This is a genomic window from Paenibacillus sp. FSL L8-0502 (assembly GCF_038593055.1).
In the GTDB taxonomy this organism is placed as follows: domain Bacteria; phylum Bacillota; class Bacilli; order Paenibacillales; family Paenibacillaceae; genus Paenibacillus; species Paenibacillus polymyxa_D.
Window position 1 is genome coordinate 3,201,998 of sequence record NZ_CP151958.1, and the last position, 14,240, is coordinate 3,216,237.

General features: G+C 38.5%; 16 protein-coding genes and 3 pseudogenes. 7 read left to right on the forward strand and 12 right to left on the reverse strand.

Annotation, left to right across the window (positions count from 1 at the left end; all coding sequences use genetic code 11):
- Positions 1–55: 55 nt before the first annotated feature.
- Both NSQ57_RS13605 and NSQ57_RS13610 read right to left on the reverse strand, forming a co-directional pair.
- Positions 56–262: a DUF896 domain-containing protein gene (locus NSQ57_RS13605; protein ID WP_029517413.1), complete on the reverse strand. Its 207-nt coding sequence runs from the start codon at positions 260–262 to the stop codon at positions 56–58.
- A gap of 108 nt (positions 263–370) precedes the next feature.
- Positions 371–739: a LysM peptidoglycan-binding domain-containing protein gene (locus NSQ57_RS13610; protein ID WP_039271343.1), complete on the reverse strand. Its 369-nt coding sequence runs from the start codon at positions 737–739 to the stop codon at positions 371–373.
- A gap of 186 nt (positions 740–925) precedes the next feature.
- Between NSQ57_RS13610 and lexA the strand changes: the two genes are divergently transcribed.
- The 5 genes from lexA to NSQ57_RS13635 all read left to right on the forward strand — a co-directional run bounded on the left by lexA (position 926) and on the right by NSQ57_RS13635 (position 3,488).
- A complete protein-coding gene (gene lexA, locus NSQ57_RS13615; protein ID WP_013310545.1) occupies positions 926–1,552 on the forward strand; it encodes a transcriptional repressor LexA in 627 nt (208 codons plus the stop codon).
- A 283-nt stretch (positions 1,553–1,835) separates the two neighbouring features.
- Entirely contained in the window at positions 1,836–2,138 is a 303-nt protein-coding gene (locus tag NSQ57_RS13620; protein ID WP_029517411.1) for a hypothetical protein, read from the forward strand.
- A 235-nt stretch (positions 2,139–2,373) separates the two neighbouring features.
- Entirely contained in the window at positions 2,374–2,538 is a 165-nt protein-coding gene (locus NSQ57_RS13625) for a hypothetical protein (RefSeq protein ID WP_013310546.1), read from the forward strand.
- Positions 2,539–2,578: 40 nt separating this feature from the next.
- Complete coding sequence (locus NSQ57_RS13630) at positions 2,579–2,719, forward strand: hypothetical protein (protein ID WP_165146693.1); 141 nt, start codon at positions 2,579–2,581, stop codon at positions 2,717–2,719.
- Between the two features lie 229 nt (positions 2,720–2,948).
- The gene (locus tag NSQ57_RS13635) at positions 2,949–3,488 is read left to right on the forward strand and encodes a GNAT family N-acetyltransferase (RefSeq protein WP_342424935.1); all 540 of its coding nucleotides are present in this window, start codon (positions 2,949–2,951) and stop codon (positions 3,486–3,488) included.
- Between the two features lie 219 nt (positions 3,489–3,707).
- Here NSQ57_RS13635 and tet read toward each other — a convergent pair.
- Positions 3,708–5,085 (reverse strand): annotated as a pseudogene (gene tet / locus NSQ57_RS13640) (Tet(L)/Tet(K)/Tet(45) family tetracycline efflux MFS transporter).
- A 605-nt stretch (positions 5,086–5,690) separates the two neighbouring features.
- On the opposite strand from tet, the gene NSQ57_RS13645 reads away from it, so the two are divergent.
- Positions 5,691–6,011, forward strand: coding sequence for a hypothetical protein (locus tag NSQ57_RS13645; protein WP_029517409.1), 321 nt, complete (start codon positions 5,691–5,693; stop codon positions 6,009–6,011).
- Positions 6,012–6,996: 985 nt separating this feature from the next.
- On the opposite strand, the gene NSQ57_RS13650 is transcribed toward NSQ57_RS13645, so the two are convergent.
- The 5 genes and pseudogenes from NSQ57_RS13650 to NSQ57_RS13670 all read right to left on the reverse strand — a co-directional run.
- Positions 6,997–7,104 (reverse strand): sporulation protein YjcZ, encoded by a 108-nt coding sequence (locus NSQ57_RS13650; RefSeq protein ID WP_080658622.1) that lies wholly within the window; start codon positions 7,102–7,104, stop codon positions 6,997–6,999.
- A gap of 677 nt (positions 7,105–7,781) precedes the next feature.
- On the reverse strand, positions 7,782–8,171 hold the full coding sequence (locus NSQ57_RS13655; protein ID WP_039271255.1) for a hypothetical protein: 390 nt from the start codon (positions 8,169–8,171) through the stop codon (positions 7,782–7,784).
- 20 nt (positions 8,172–8,191) lie between these two features.
- Positions 8,192–9,328, reverse strand: coding sequence for a hypothetical protein (locus tag NSQ57_RS13660; RefSeq protein WP_342424936.1), 1,137 nt, complete (start codon positions 9,326–9,328; stop codon positions 8,192–8,194).
- 252 nt (positions 9,329–9,580) lie between these two features.
- Entirely contained in the window at positions 9,581–10,384 is an 804-nt protein-coding gene (locus tag NSQ57_RS13665) for a discoidin domain-containing protein (protein WP_039271252.1), read from the reverse strand.
- A gap of 170 nt (positions 10,385–10,554) precedes the next feature.
- A pseudogene (locus NSQ57_RS13670) lies at positions 10,555–10,689 on the reverse strand (sporulation protein); the annotation flags it as partial.
- A 36-nt stretch (positions 10,690–10,725) separates the two neighbouring features.
- On the opposite strand from NSQ57_RS13670, the gene NSQ57_RS13675 reads away from it, so the two are divergent.
- Positions 10,726–11,031 (forward strand): hypothetical protein, encoded by a 306-nt coding sequence (locus NSQ57_RS13675; RefSeq protein WP_342424937.1) that lies wholly within the window; start codon positions 10,726–10,728, stop codon positions 11,029–11,031.
- A gap of 817 nt (positions 11,032–11,848) precedes the next feature.
- Here the strand turns inward: NSQ57_RS13675 and NSQ57_RS13680 are convergent.
- The 4 genes and pseudogenes from NSQ57_RS13680 to NSQ57_RS13695 form a co-directional block, all read right to left on the reverse strand.
- The gene (locus NSQ57_RS13680) at positions 11,849–12,172 is read right to left on the reverse strand and encodes a hypothetical protein (protein ID WP_342424938.1); all 324 of its coding nucleotides are present in this window, start codon (positions 12,170–12,172) and stop codon (positions 11,849–11,851) included.
- Positions 12,173–12,404: 232 nt separating this feature from the next.
- Positions 12,405–12,599 (reverse strand): copper amine oxidase N-terminal domain-containing protein, encoded by a 195-nt coding sequence (locus NSQ57_RS13685; protein ID WP_238437740.1) that lies wholly within the window; start codon positions 12,597–12,599, stop codon positions 12,405–12,407.
- Between the two features lie 98 nt (positions 12,600–12,697).
- A pseudogene (locus NSQ57_RS13690) lies at positions 12,698–13,357 on the reverse strand (glycoside hydrolase family 25 protein); the annotation flags it as partial.
- Positions 13,335–13,727 (reverse strand): phage holin family protein, encoded by a 393-nt coding sequence (locus NSQ57_RS13695; protein WP_238794834.1) that lies wholly within the window; start codon positions 13,725–13,727, stop codon positions 13,335–13,337. The gene NSQ57_RS13695 and the pseudogene NSQ57_RS13690, both read right to left, overlap by 23 nt.
- Between the last annotated feature and the right edge of the window lie 513 nt (positions 13,728–14,240).

Here is a 14,240-nt window from a genome sequence, read left to right on the forward strand (position 1 = left end):
CATGAGAGGTACCTAAAACAAAAGGCAAATTGCAGGCTTGGGCGCTTTAACAACATTAATGCTTCAGCCCGTCATTTCCCTTCGATGTATCATCGTCCACAAATTCAATCGTTTCTAGCTGCTGCCGAAAATTACGACGAATGTTACCTAAATAAATTTCCCGAAGATTGGCACGTTCTGTGGTTTCCTCTTCTGTTAATCCCTCGGATTTTGCTTTGCGCGCTAATTCATTAATGCGCTGTACCAAGCTGTCTATATCCAAATTGTGTCCCCTCCATAAAAGCAAAGATATAATACACTTTGACATGTAGAAAAGAGCTTGTCAAGGCTCCCGTATTACGCTCCCTGACAAGCTCTAATAGTCTATAGATCATAAGTCAGGAAGCTTGAGTACCTGACCTGCCTGCACTCCCCGATCCTCTAAACCGTTAATCCGCACAATTCCTTCTATATATACTCGTGTATCCATTCGTTCCGGTTTATGATTCGCGGCAATCTGCCACAACGTATCCCCAGGTTGTACTGTCAGTTTAGTCACTTCTTCCTTGGAAGCTGAAGGAGCCGCGAAAACCGTAAGTACACCTGCTCCTGCAATCCAAGCAACAATCACTATAATAAGAAGCTTAAGTAAAAGAGTATGGGTAATAATCTGCATAAAACGCGCCCTACCCTCTTTTCGGGTCTCCTGTAAATTTTCTATATTCATTGGAAAAATACTTTGATAGGTGCTATATTTCATCATGGTTGTGTCCTCCAAACGTTTGTTCTTATGTTTTCACAATATAACACGAACGTTTGTTTTGTTCAATAGAAAAGAGAACAAAAGTTCGCAATTTTTTTAGGGATTATTTAGAACTTATGTTTGTACGAACGGAGGTTCTATGCTATAATTTTCCCAAACGTTACTAAATGGGGTTGATACGGTATGTCTAAGATTTCGAGCCGCCAGCAGGCCATTCTTGAATTTATCCGCAATGAAGTGCGTCTAAAGGGATACCCCCCTTCTGTACGCGAAATAGGCGAGGCTGTCGGATTGGCCTCCAGTTCTACGGTTCACGGTCATTTGGATCGTTTAGAGAAAAAAGGACTCATTCGCCGCGATCCTACAAAACCACGGGCTATTGAGTTACTCGGTCAAGACGAATCGGATAACAGCAACTTGATTAATTACTCCATTAGTCGTGTCCCCGTCGTCGGCAAAGTAACCGCTGGTCTTCCTATTACGGCGACAGAAAATATTGAAGATTACTTTCCTCTTCCCCAACACTTTGTTGGTGAGGATAAAATATTCATGTTATCTGTTGTAGGCGAAAGCATGATTGAGGCTGGGATTGCTAACGGAGACTATGTAATCGTACGTCAGCAGCAGACCGCTGATAATGGCGATATTGTTGTAGCTATGACAGATGAAGACGAAGCTACAGTTAAAACCTTCTACAAAGAAAAAGATCATATCCGGCTTCAACCTGAAAATCCAGCCTTTGAACCGCTTCGTCTGACACACGTCAGTATTTTGGGCAAAGTTGTAGGACTCTTCCGGGACTTCCACTGATTTCTCGTTCTTCCTTCCCCGTTATTCTATCCCCTAATACAAAACCGGCTGCCTAGGGCAAGCCGGTTTTGTATTGTTATTATGCTTACTATGTATCTCACAACTATTCTTTCCTTTTAGCAACCTATTCCTATTGTATCTACTATAAAATCAGCCTCATCGTCTCAAATAATCCCCCACTGATCTTGAACAGCTATACTGTTGTGGGCAAAACTAATAGATCTTTCTTTCTTTTAGCTAAATATGGTATATTAATTACTCATAGCCCTGTAGGAGGAATTAAATGAAAAAAATAATAATTTCAGCGTTTGTTATGATATTTATCGTCGTAAGCTGTGCAGTTCCAACAATGGATCATTTGTATGCAGAAGAGAAATCACACATAACAACCTACGATCGTATTCAGTACATACAAATACTCATCCATTTCAGGTATTTAGAAAAGCAACTTGAAGCTGTAATTTCCGAAAGAAATAATTACCCAGAGGCCAGCCAAGAATATAAACAGCTCTCAGAACAACTGAATCATATTCTTGCCCAAGAGGCGTACTACGAAAAAAAACTTAACACCCTTAATAGTAAATAATTTTCATACAAACTGCATATTATCTTTATTCTACACATTAGACTCATGCCGACCTGCCTGTAAAATCTCCTGCAACGTAAAGTTGAAAAGGCGAAGACAGGTTCGCATGAGTTTTTTTGTTAACCTTTAGGGATATAGGTACTAGCTTCTTTTTGCTTCTAATAGATTTATGCTGATACATTACTATCACAATTGACATATATATATAGCAGAACTAAGCAAAGGAGATATGCAGATGATCAGAAATAGAGTTAAAACGTATAAGCATCGCATCGGGAAAAACAGATATCTGGTCGTTAAAGTCTTTCAAGCCGCAGCTGCTAAAACAGGAAGCGGAAATGCACTAGCAACCAATGCCTTGAATATCAAAATTTCCAAGCGTAAGCATAAACGCCACTAAGATTCAACCGCACCTTCATTTCTTGAAGGGAGGTGATATTATGAGCAGAAGACATTGCAGACGTGATTTAAGAAGAAGAAGATTGAACATCCGTTCCAATCAAAGAGCCACTGCGCGTGCAAGAGGTAACGCACTGGCTGTTAATTTGTTTAGCGTAAACGATAGACAACGCAGACGTTAATAATTGTTTCCATGCAAAAAGCGGGAGGAATTCTTCCTGCTTTTTTGTGTTAAATAGCACACCTAACTACTGCTATGAATCATTTAAGCAAGCGGAGGGGGATCTAAAATATCACACATAGTTGAACAGTCGCTACTATTTTACTCTTTTATAAATCTAACAGACAGGAAAAAGTGGTTCTCTTTTAGAATAATGTGCATAGAGAAATTAAACCAGAAGGAGACAAGCCATGATAATTAAAATGTCACTTTCAAATATGGGGGATTTTAAAAAGTCAAATGAGAATAACGGCTTTATTGTGTCCGGAAGGATTATACCTAAATACGAGAACAACAATTGGACATATATAGAAGAAAGTTTTCCCGAACCATATTTTAAACAGTATGAGGATGATGACGTCGATATCAGTTATATTAATGAACAAGGAAAATCTATTTTTTTATATTATGATGAGAACGACTGTGTTGGGAAGATTAAACTTTGTACTAATTGGAATGGCTATGCTCTAATTGAGGATATTGCCGTCGCTAAAGACTGGAGACACAAGGGAATCGGAGCAGCCTTATTGAGTAAAGCAACCGAGTGGGCTAAGCAGAATAACCTTGCTGGTCTAATGCTTGAAACACAGGATGTGAATATTTTAGCTTGTCGATTCTATGCTAAAAATAACTTTGTAATCGGCGGAGTTGATACTATGCTATATTCTAATTTTTCCACAGCCCATGAGAAAAGGATTTTTTGGTATTATAAGTTTAAGCATTCAAATTAGCCTATCCTTCTGTAATAAGGCCGAATTTAAAAACAATACCATCTTGTACGCATACTTTGCATTGCTACTTTTCCCGTATCTAGTAAAATCAAACTGATCAGCACACAAAACTCTGCCGGCCAATGAAGGTTAGCATAGCTTTTGATTTATTTAGAGTATTCACTTACTTCAAACGTGAGGATGCGATCATTTTCAGCATGTAATCCTTTTTTGCTCTTATCAGGAATCTGAAACTGAACGTTTATATACAATAACAGTTAAAATCCCGCTAATTATAATGACCACTGAAAAAATCAATAACATATTGTTATATAAATAAGCAGATGGAAAATTAATGATTGGTATAAATTTTTGATGAATAAGACGTATTGACAATAAGCCTCCTACAACTGAAATCCCCGCTCCTTCTGATAAAAAGCTTATAAAATTAAGCAAGCTCATTCCTGCGCCAGCTTCTTCTTGTTTTAAACTACTTGAAACAATAGTGGATATTACTGTTTTAATAAAAGAAAGACCACCGAAAACAAAGACTAGAATAATAGACATCAGCCAAGGTGTCATTTCAATAAAGAAAGCAGCTACCAAAAAACTGACGGCAAGAAATGCAACGCCGACTGCTAGCACATGTAAGGAACCTTTCTTATCAACAAGTGCTCCTCCAAGAAAACCAAAGAAAATAACACTCATCGTTCCAGGAAAAATAATTCCACTGCCAATCATTGCGGTACTTAAGTGGTGAACGTCTTTCATCATATAAGGGACCATAGAAACAAATCCAGCTACGGTACCAAACATAAGCCCCCCACAAAGGATTCCTATCATAAATGCAGTATTTTCCCCCAATGAAGAATCAACAAAAGGATTGGTTACTTGTCTGATATGTTTTAAAAAGATCAAGAAAAATAGAACACTTATCACCAGAAAAGAAATTCTGTAAGAAGTTGTATACAACATAAACAATACAATACCTAGAGATATAAGCACGATTCCTGCAATGTCAAACGAGCCCTTTGAAATGACTTCCTTTTTCAATAATTTTATCAGGAAGGGAACAGTTACAAACGTTAAAACAGGAAGAAGCAGTAAATAAGACCAATGAATATAATGAGCAATCACCCCACCAATAGCCGGTCCTATCCCTTCACCCATTGCTACGATAGACCCGATGAGGCCATATTGCCTTTCCCCTGTTTTCTTTTGGGATATAGCGAGCAACTACGACCATCACAAGTGAAGGAAATGCAGCTGCACCAATCCCTTGTATAAATCGTCCCAAGATAAGTGTTGGAAAAAAAGTATGTCCCACAAATCCAATTAATGATCCTATGCAATTCACTATGATTCCAAACAGGAGCAACCTTTTAATACCTAACTGATCAGATAACTTTCCGTATATAGCTGTTCCTATAGAGAAACTTAGCATAAAGGCAGTATTCACCCAATTTGTAATGGCTGGTGTCTTATTGAATTCATCAGCAATATCAGGTAAAGAGATATTAAGAACCATTTCATTTAACACACTAAAAAACGAAAGAACACAAAGCCACATTAAAATTTGGTTATAGCTCAAAACGGACTGTGAATAAGGGGTTTTCACTTTTGACCCTCCAGAAATAAGATACATTCAAGACATGAGTGTATCCTTGCACCATATCATTGGAGGTTTAATACAGCGCCTATTTCCATACGAGAAAATGTAATGATCTTTTGGTCACCATCCCAGCCCCCTATGATTACAATATAGAGCGTATATCGCTCTTGTGGTCCCCTCTTCCAAAACCAGCAGACGCGCCTTTATGTCCATTACACTGCTACCTGTTCTTATCTCCAGTCCTTCATGTTGGACCTCGTCATTGCTCAGTAGAATAATTGTACAGTATTGGTAATAGCGTTTTGATATCGGGTAACAAAGCGTTCAGCTTCTTTATTACCTGTCGTTTTCCGTATACTGTACAGATCAGAACAATGAACGATAAAAGCGGATACAACTATTGTGCAACAATAGCGGAATTAGACGGTTGCCAAAGTGACACTGAACTTTTACAGATGTTTATGATGGTGTACGTGAAGCCAAGGAGAAGAATATGGGGGCGATATTCCTGTGCCAGTAGGATAAGACAAGAACCTAATTAAGCGTACAATCGCAGCACGTTAGATACATTTAAACTAATCAGGAAATTATCCAAGTAGGAGGGAATAACCATGGCATTTGAAGGTTATAGAGAAGACAAGCGAGGACAATGGTTTGACTGGCCATTCCCCTTGTCGGTATCAATACTGTATGTGGATGCGGATGTAGATGAAACAGAAACGAAATGGTACCTCATTATCGAACAAGAAAAACATTTGATCCGAATTAGGGATGAAAAGCAAATTGAACTGCTTCATCACTGCATGTATGGAATCTTGTTAAATGACGAGAATATCAACTGGATTATTGATAAAAATGGCGGTAGATTTACCTATCACGACAGTGTACAAGATTTCATCAAATTCCAGAAAGAATACCTGGATATATTTTAAAAACCGTGAACATTTAAAAGCTCTGCCGACCAATTAGGGTAACAGAGCTTTTCGATTTATTTAGAGTATTCACTTACTTAAATACACTTTTGGAATCAAGCCGACTTTAGAGCAGTGGAAAAGGCTACGATCCGGCGTGGATCAATCGTTGTCAAGCGGTTTGCCGACCGTTAATAGCAGTTTCATAGTCTTAATTTTCACACTCTTGGTACTAACTTCTCCATATGTATTAGTTGTGATTTCGTACTGGCAAGGTCATTATTGTGAGTTATTGGTGCTTTTTGGGCAATTAGTTAAAGCTAAAGCTCACGTATCGTCACAATACATGTATGGGCTTTGGCTATTTTTTAGAACCCCCACCGTTGTCGTGAAATTCACTATTCTGTACCGTTACGTCGGAAAATCCTTTTATATGGAGCCCCATATTTGTATTTTAATCTCTATGTTCTTTCTCAAAGAGTACCTTATCGTTCACATAGCTACTACCTTCCAACGGAATACCATAATTTGCAATTATATCATAACTAGGTGCTTTATCAGGCTCGGTTGCTGCTTCACCATCTACTGTTAAATTTTAAATAATTACATTCAATACCCGGTTTGAATTGTTCGAAGTTAAACCCTAGTTAGCATCAATTTGCAGCACTGTAGCCCCTTACCTACTGTGGTAAAAGTAACATTACTCTTTAGATATATTGGTTTTTTGATGCTGTAATTACATTTGTTTACTTCAACCTTCATCCTACCATCTCTTTGAGAATTTTATCTAACAGAAGCCTGATAAGCCAGCAGTGGTCTTGACTCGCTACTGAAAAGATAAAATGAAATACAATAAGCGCAAAACTATTATGGCAGGAATCCACCAAGTATTTGCCGAAAGAGAAGCGAATACGGTGGCTATTGCCAAATAGCTTATGCGCTCAATGGGCTCAACTATTGAATATCCATGAGTGAAGTGATATTTTCCAACAGTTCTTTTTACAAACTAAACCCAAAGTGATTTAGTGATGATAACTAAGAGAATAAAGAGCACTAAAATTGCCGCTGTAGAAGTCCATACACCGCCGCCACCTGTATTTTCATAGGCACCCATCTCTTTTAACCTCCTTTATTTGTCGTTACCTTAATATATGTTTAAATACGTTCTATGATAGGGCATGCAGGTAAATAAAAAAACACTAGCTTAGCTAGTGGTCAAGTCCCCATTTTATAGACACGGAAAAAAGCCCCTAGACTATAAGCTGCTTTCGATATTCTTTCGGAGGCAACTTATTTAACTTTCGTTGTGATCGACTTTGATTATAAAATCGAATATAGTAGCCAGTTATGTGAGTCCTTCATTACTTGTAATTAAAGGAGATGGGAAGATATCTTTCGAATACATCGCTTTAAATATCAATATATCGGTCTATATATCCTGTCCGTATCTGTATCAATCACGAAACCAACCTCTGTGTCATCTTCAAAACGTAATCGATCAAAATTATGAAGTCGACAAAATATATCAGGTAAATCTCTAATATTAAGACTCAGCATTTTTGCTTGTATATACTTTTGATATAGTTCTTCTTGTGTGCATAGGGGACCAGTAATCAAATTCTGAAAAAAGAAACCTTCAATTTTAATAATCATAATATCACCACTGGTGGTAACCATTCTTTATAAATTTAAAATACTTACATAACAATAGCTCAACTAAAGGCGCATGTTAAGTTAACCTTTGTGAACAAGTTAAATCTCCCTTGCTACCACATTTGTTTATGATAGCTTCTATTTTTCCGTTAATTTATTAAATATCTCTCTATCTTCGGAAGTAAAGTCGGAAATCCGTTTCTTTTTCACGTATGTGTTGGTACTTGAATCCAATTTGATGAAGCCATTTTCCCCAACCATATATACGATATTTTTTTTTATCTTATATGACACAATATTATCAACAGCTTTTTCCGTTGGAGCAGCAAGATGATTATAAAGTATTAAACAGTTGTCCCGCCCCCCTCTCAAAATTTGAAAAGTCCCGTCACCAAAATATTCTACGGTATCTTTGCCATCTGGGTATTTATAGTTCGTATTATCCGCAAAATTTACTAGAAAAATTATAGTAGTAGTTATAACTAGTAGAGAGACCAAGATCAAAATAAAGATATATCTAAACTTCATCTGCAATTCACACCTCACTTCTAGGCTTTTCTTGTATCAGTTACTGTTACATAAGACGTATACTCATTGAGTGTTCCCCATGATTCCATTATATTTGTTAGATTGGCCGCAGCCCAACCGAGTTTGTTGTTCCCAGTAAACATTCGTTTAAAATTAAACTCGAAATTATATTTATCATAATATATTGTAGTAATTTTCCATTGCCCGTCAACGTAATCCCCATTTATTTCATAATACATGTTGTGAAAAGCATTATATAAATCTCTATCACTTTCTAATTGCGCAGATCCATTATAAGAAAAACTTTTAACTTTTTTACCATTAGCTTTTTTGACTTCATCATTAACTATTGCGATGTGCTCTTTAGATTTTTTAACTTGCTGCGCCTCATATGACCACTCGTTAAAGTGTAAATTTCCTGGTTTGTAGTCAAGTGAATGTTGAAGTAAATGGGCTGTGATGTCCCCGTACTTCTTTCGAGCTATAGGAACAGCTACTAATGCAAATGCTTTACGATCAGGATAATGTATTACAGTGTCTGTCGAATCTTTTACCTTCTCTACGCCTCGTACCCAAGTCTTTTCTAGTTCTACCATCGGATTTTCAAACGGAAAAGTAATATTTCCTGCATACACTAACATATTCTTACTATATGCACCTTCCAGTACTTTTGGCGAGACATCAGACTGATCCTTTTCTCTTGTTTCCTTAGATTCTAACTGAGGACTGTATTGAATTTTTCTCAATTGATCTTCTTTTTGTTTTAGAACAAGTTCAAACTCAAGGATCTCTTTACTGGTATCAATCTGTTCTTGATACTTAACTACATAAGCATGTGTAAACGTAATATCTCGGATTGTGTTTTCATTTCTATCGATTTGGATATTACATTTGCGATAGTAATCCTCACTATCAGGTTTATATTCTGTATTTGCCCATGTATACAGCATGTTGGAATTATCCGCATTGTCTATAACTGAAGGAAGCGAATGAAGCGGAATTTTGCTTCGAATATGTAGCGAATGAGCCAAGTTTGTAGACTTAGCTGAAAGGTTTATGGAACTATTATTCTTATAAGTAAAGCCAGTGATTTCACCTTTTACAAACTCAATTGGCTCACCACCGGATTTGCGTTCTATTCTTAATGAAATACTCATTAAATAATCTCCTTTGTTAATTTAATCTGGTTTTGTAGGAAAAATTTATGAAAACTAATTTCCAAATATTAATATATACGAAAAATATTAAATAGTAAACATATTTTCAACGTGATAAAGGACATCAATTGAGTTTCGTAACCTCGGCAAATTATATGAAGAAGCTAAAACGAAATATAATTCAGCCTAACACGAACCTGTTAGAAACGTTAAAAGCTCTGCCGACCAATTAAGGTTAGCAGAGCTTTTTATTTATTTAGAGTATTCACTTACTTCAAACGTTAGGATACGATCATATAGCATGTAATCCTTACGGCTACTGAATGGGCCTTTATTGTTATCGTGCTTATTGATAGCATATGATGCTGATCCAGAACCAGCCTGCTTGCTTTCGTACCAGGCAATAAAGTCATTGACTTCTTTCATGCTTAGGTCGAATTCCTTTTCCAAACCAGTTGTCATGGTAACTACCAGAATTGCACGATCCCCGTTTGGAGTCGGTTCCTCTGTTCCTGGGTTAGGAGTGGAACTTGATACTTTAGACATCATCTCCAATTCGCTAAGAGCTAGATACTGACTTCCATTATTACCTGTAATATTAATTCTATAATCCTTGTATGAATTAGAATTAGAGAAAGCGAATTTTTTTGGAGTACTATCTACCCATCCACTGATATTTGACTGAGTGTCTAGCACGTTCCAAGTAACCCCATCATTTGAGCCTTCGAAAGTCCAGTCTTTAGGGGCACGATCAGTTGCCGTTGTCTGTGGATATATAACATATTGCTCAATAACTTCGGCTTTAGGAAAATCATATCTTAACCAAGCAGAAGTTGTACTTGATGTCCATGCACTAGCAATTGTCGCAAATTCCTTGTTAAACGCCTCATATGCATATGAATATTCATTACTTGCGCTTGCTACTCCAGATGGCAAAATGTTAGTTGTCATATGCGGAACCAGATTTTCTGAATACTCTGCTTCAGCCGCAAAAACATTCGATAAGGGTAAAGATAAAAGAACTAAAAATAAAATCGTTATACATGCTTTCTTCATTAAATGATCCTCCAATATGTTTGATAGAACTAAGAATAATTTAATTGAGGAAATGTGTCTAAACATAAACTTGCTTATCTATAAATATGTTCTATATTTTTGCATATTTATTTTTTATTGGGTATTAAAAAGGACTCATTCCAGCTTCTATACTGGTTGAGTCCTTGTTTTTATTTCACGATAAACCTCACTTTGATTCCATCAGCATACTTTTCTAACTGATGACTTACCCATGATCCTGCTCCCCGGTTATCACTAGGGGTTATGTATCTGATATCAGCACCTACGCCACCTTCTCCACACATTCTATCGTCACACTAAAAAAAGAGAAAATAACTTCAATGTCCAGCAGTAATGATAAGCTGCTCCTCATAACCACTCGATTCATTAATGGTGGCAATCCAGAGTATAGTCTGATTGATATTGCAACAGGTAAGCGCACCAAAATAAAGTTGCCCTTTTTATCCCGCCAATTTGTCTATATGTCCCCGGACGGCAAGGGTATCTATTATTTGGGTAGCGCCTCTGAGAAAAATGAGGAGGACGGACGAGGCGTATATTATTATGATTTCACATCGAAAATTCAAACCCCCATTTTCATACAAAAAGAGGGTTTTATCAATAACTTCATACTGCTGAACAAGTAATTATTCTGTTGAACTATGCCAAAAAGCCGGAAAGAAGTTTACGCTTTCTCTCCGGCTTTCTTTATCTGATTCCAATCACTAAACCTATTGCGTAACTTCTCCCACAGTCGCACCTTTGAGCACTCTTCTCTTACTAGCTTGGCTTAGTAGAGCTTTTAGTGTTTACTTTGAAATTGTATCCGATTAGTCTATTCCGTAGTAACAGTCGTTTGTTCGGGTGTTTTTGGCGCAGTAATAGGGGCAGGAGCAGGACTTTTTGCACAAATCCTTAAAAACCAAGATAAGGGCAAAGGAATTACGATTAACTTGATGCGTACAGGATATTCCATCACAAGCAACTCTTAATTCCCATCTTTAACAGCCCCCCATCGGAGTACAAGATAGGCATAATGAGTAAAGGGAGCTGATATTATCTATAATTCATTCACTTCAATATTTTTCATTGTACTTGCTATAATAATTCAAATTACAATACGAAAATTGGAGCCTCGGATAAGTAAACGCACAATGTTGAAAGTGAGAATTGCAATAACAACAACAGTCCTGCTTATCGGAGTCGTATTGTATATAATTGACCCTCAGTGGTGGATCGTGATTGCTTTTGCAATATTTTTCTGTATACTGCTTTTTGTGAATTTTTTGAAAAGACGTAGTAAATCACATTGATTTATGATTTGCATGCTCAGCGTTTAATAAGAGCCTTCCTTAAATGGAGGGCTTTTATATTACATATCAAATCTTATGGGTACATCCTATATGACCAAAAACAAAAAAAAGCCCCATCAGCCGAAGCCAGCAGGGCATTAGTTTTTTAGATTTACTCCGTAATGACTGGAGTTTGTACGGAATCTACTGATGCAGAAATAGGCTCGGGTGCAGATTGAACCTGAGCGTCTGGCATTACCTCAGCCGTAGCCTGTGCCAAGAAATCATTAAGCTTTGCAGCCAGATCCGATACAGCTTCCTTAGCTGCTACTTGTGCCGCTTCCTCATTTGGCTGTGCTTCAGTAGCGAGTACCGCTTTTGTTTTAGCCTTATACTCCAGATATGCCTTCTCAATTGCTGCTTGTAACTCCGTAGACGATACCACAATGCCCTGTTCCGTAAGCCGTAAGGATGCATACTGTAAAGCCTCTTGCATCTTATGAACCCCACCAGCATCTTTAAACGTAGTCTGGGCAAGTGCAAAGCCTCACCTGCTACTTTATGGATTACCTCACGTTGTACTGCCGTTGTACGCGCTTCTAGCCACACGTTAACCTTAGTCTTGAGTTTAATTCAGACCTCCTAAAACAAATGCTGTAAGCACACCCGCAGCGGCTGTGACAATGGTATTTACATAGGCTGTACAGTTTCGATAATTGTTTGCATGATTACTTTTCCCCTTTCGTTTTCAACGATGCGATTTTATTTTTTGAATCCCAGGACACTACAGCACCGTATGCCGCCGCAACGGGTCTGAGCTGCACGTATGCCACTCCTTCGACCAGTTGGATAAATTGCAGCTTGGCTCCATTTAAATAAGCGACCTTGAGACTGGTGTCCCAATGACACGATAAGCCTAACACAGTAGCAAGCACACGCAGCGGAACATACGTCCTGCCACTATAGAGCAGCGTCTTCCCTACACCTGTTTGCCATTTACGACGAACGTACCGGACGTGACTGTCTCCGGCTGCTCAGGGCGCTTTGTGAAACGTTCACGCAGCTCGTCCGCCGTACCATCATACTCATTCATATCCACGTTCCCTTTTATCCCTGCTACCTTGCCGCTGTCGCTGTATTGCCAAATATCCCAACGTTTCCACGTCACTGTGTCGCTTGGGACACGAGTATCACTGTACCGAGCTATCCATAATGGGTAACCACCCAAAGAGGCGTTAAAATTCGCTGCAAATGCATTACCTGTATAGACAATGGGCTTGCGTCCTGTAAGTCGCTCCAGTTCGAGAAGAAAAGCCAAAGCTACAGCGCTAATAAGCGTTTTGGACAGGTTACCGGGATTATTTTCATAATCCATTACAGGCGGCAAGTCTAGCGTTTTCCCACCACCTACCTGTTCCAATACTTCGGCAAAATGCCGCGCTTCCGCTTTAGCTGCCTCAACAGTGGTGGCATCTAAAAAGTGGTATGCACCCGGCAATACCCCGACTGCTCTGGCTCCTTTTGCATTCGTGGTGAATGTAGGATCAACGTAACGTTGCCCCTGGCTGGCGTTAATAAAAGCAAAAGATATACCATCTGCCTTGACCGCCTTCCAATCAATCTTTCCTTGATAACGGGATACGTCGATCCCTCTTGCATTACGGCTGTTTCGTCGTTGCATCCTCTTTCTCTCCTTCCTTACCACCTTTACTTTTCAAAACTTCTACGGCCTGTCGGATCACAGGCGGGATAGGAGCGCCGAGTCTGCCGCCATTCTCCAAAATGGACAGCAGTTCATTTGCCATATAAAAATAGGCGACCGCATCCCGGAAAAGGTGCGAATCGCCTAAGACTCCATTGATTAGATGAGATACAGCAACTATTGTAAAAATAAATACCTCTCGAGCGATACCGATAAGACCAATCTTGCTTTTTAAGCCGGGTCCGGTTCCCTTCTTACCTTCTGCGCCAGCGGCAAATAATCTGGTCACATAATCAATAATGACCAGCGCGAGCAACACCCCCAATACTATATACAATCCTTTAAGTATTTTTCTTTCCGGTGTGCTGGCTGTGAAGCAATGACAGCAGAAATGACTAACAGTCAATTCTTCAACTGGTCTTGTTAGATCCAGTTGTATATATCCATGTTGACTTTATTTTGCCATGGGTTTCATCACCTCCTCAAGACGCAAAATAAGCCCCTGAGTTATCAGAGACCTTCCATACTTAAATATTAAATTGGTTCTGCTGCTATAACGCTAGGTATTTTAAAAACCTATATGTTATCAACCTAATACGAACGAGCAGGATAGTTAAATAACAGTAATCAATCTAAGGAGCATGTCGAACTACGCGAGGCTTCAGCCTAACAGGGCTACGCAAGTTGTAGTTAAATTACTATTGTGATAAACTGGATGTAATTTGATGACGGGAGTTGAACGGATACATGTAGAACTTTCTTGCTTTGAGATCACGAAAAGAACGGACTCAGCGATCGGCTGTGGTCGTTTTATTCATCTCTGCAAGAAAGGTCTGCGTTTCGTTTGCGCTCCCTCTCCGGA

Coding starts and splice junctions, on each gene's coding strand:
- NSQ57_RS13610 (WP_039271343.1), bottom strand. CDS start 739: ATGAAATATAGCACCTATCAAAGTATTTTTCCAATGAATATAGAAAAT.
- lexA (WP_013310545.1), top strand. CDS start 926: ATGTCTAAGATTTCGAGCCGCCAGCAGGCCATTCTTGAATTTATCCGC.
- NSQ57_RS13620 (WP_029517411.1), top strand. CDS start 1,836: ATGAAAAAAATAATAATTTCAGCGTTTGTTATGATATTTATCGTCGTA.
- NSQ57_RS13625 (WP_013310546.1), top strand. CDS start 2,374: ATGATCAGAAATAGAGTTAAAACGTATAAGCATCGCATCGGGAAAAAC.
- NSQ57_RS13630 (WP_165146693.1), top strand. CDS start 2,579: ATGAGCAGAAGACATTGCAGACGTGATTTAAGAAGAAGAAGATTGAAC.
- NSQ57_RS13635 (WP_342424935.1), top strand. CDS start 2,949: ATGATAATTAAAATGTCACTTTCAAATATGGGGGATTTTAAAAAGTCA.
- NSQ57_RS13645 (WP_029517409.1), top strand. CDS start 5,691: ATGGCATTTGAAGGTTATAGAGAAGACAAGCGAGGACAATGGTTTGAC.
- NSQ57_RS13650 (WP_080658622.1), bottom strand. CDS start 7,104: ATGGGTGCCTATGAAAATACAGGTGGCGGCGGTGTATGGACTTCTACA.
- NSQ57_RS13655 (WP_039271255.1), bottom strand. CDS start 8,171: ATGAAGTTTAGATATATCTTTATTTTGATCTTGGTCTCTCTACTAGTT.
- NSQ57_RS13660 (WP_342424936.1), bottom strand. CDS start 9,328: ATGAGTATTTCATTAAGAATAGAACGCAAATCCGGTGGTGAGCCAATT.
- NSQ57_RS13665 (WP_039271252.1), bottom strand. CDS start 10,384: ATGAAGAAAGCATGTATAACGATTTTATTTTTAGTTCTTTTATCTTTA.
- NSQ57_RS13675 (WP_342424937.1), top strand. CDS start 10,726: ATGTCCAGCAGTAATGATAAGCTGCTCCTCATAACCACTCGATTCATT.
- NSQ57_RS13680 (WP_342424938.1), bottom strand. CDS start 12,172: ATGCAAGAGGCTTTACAGTATGCATCCTTACGGCTTACGGAACAGGGC.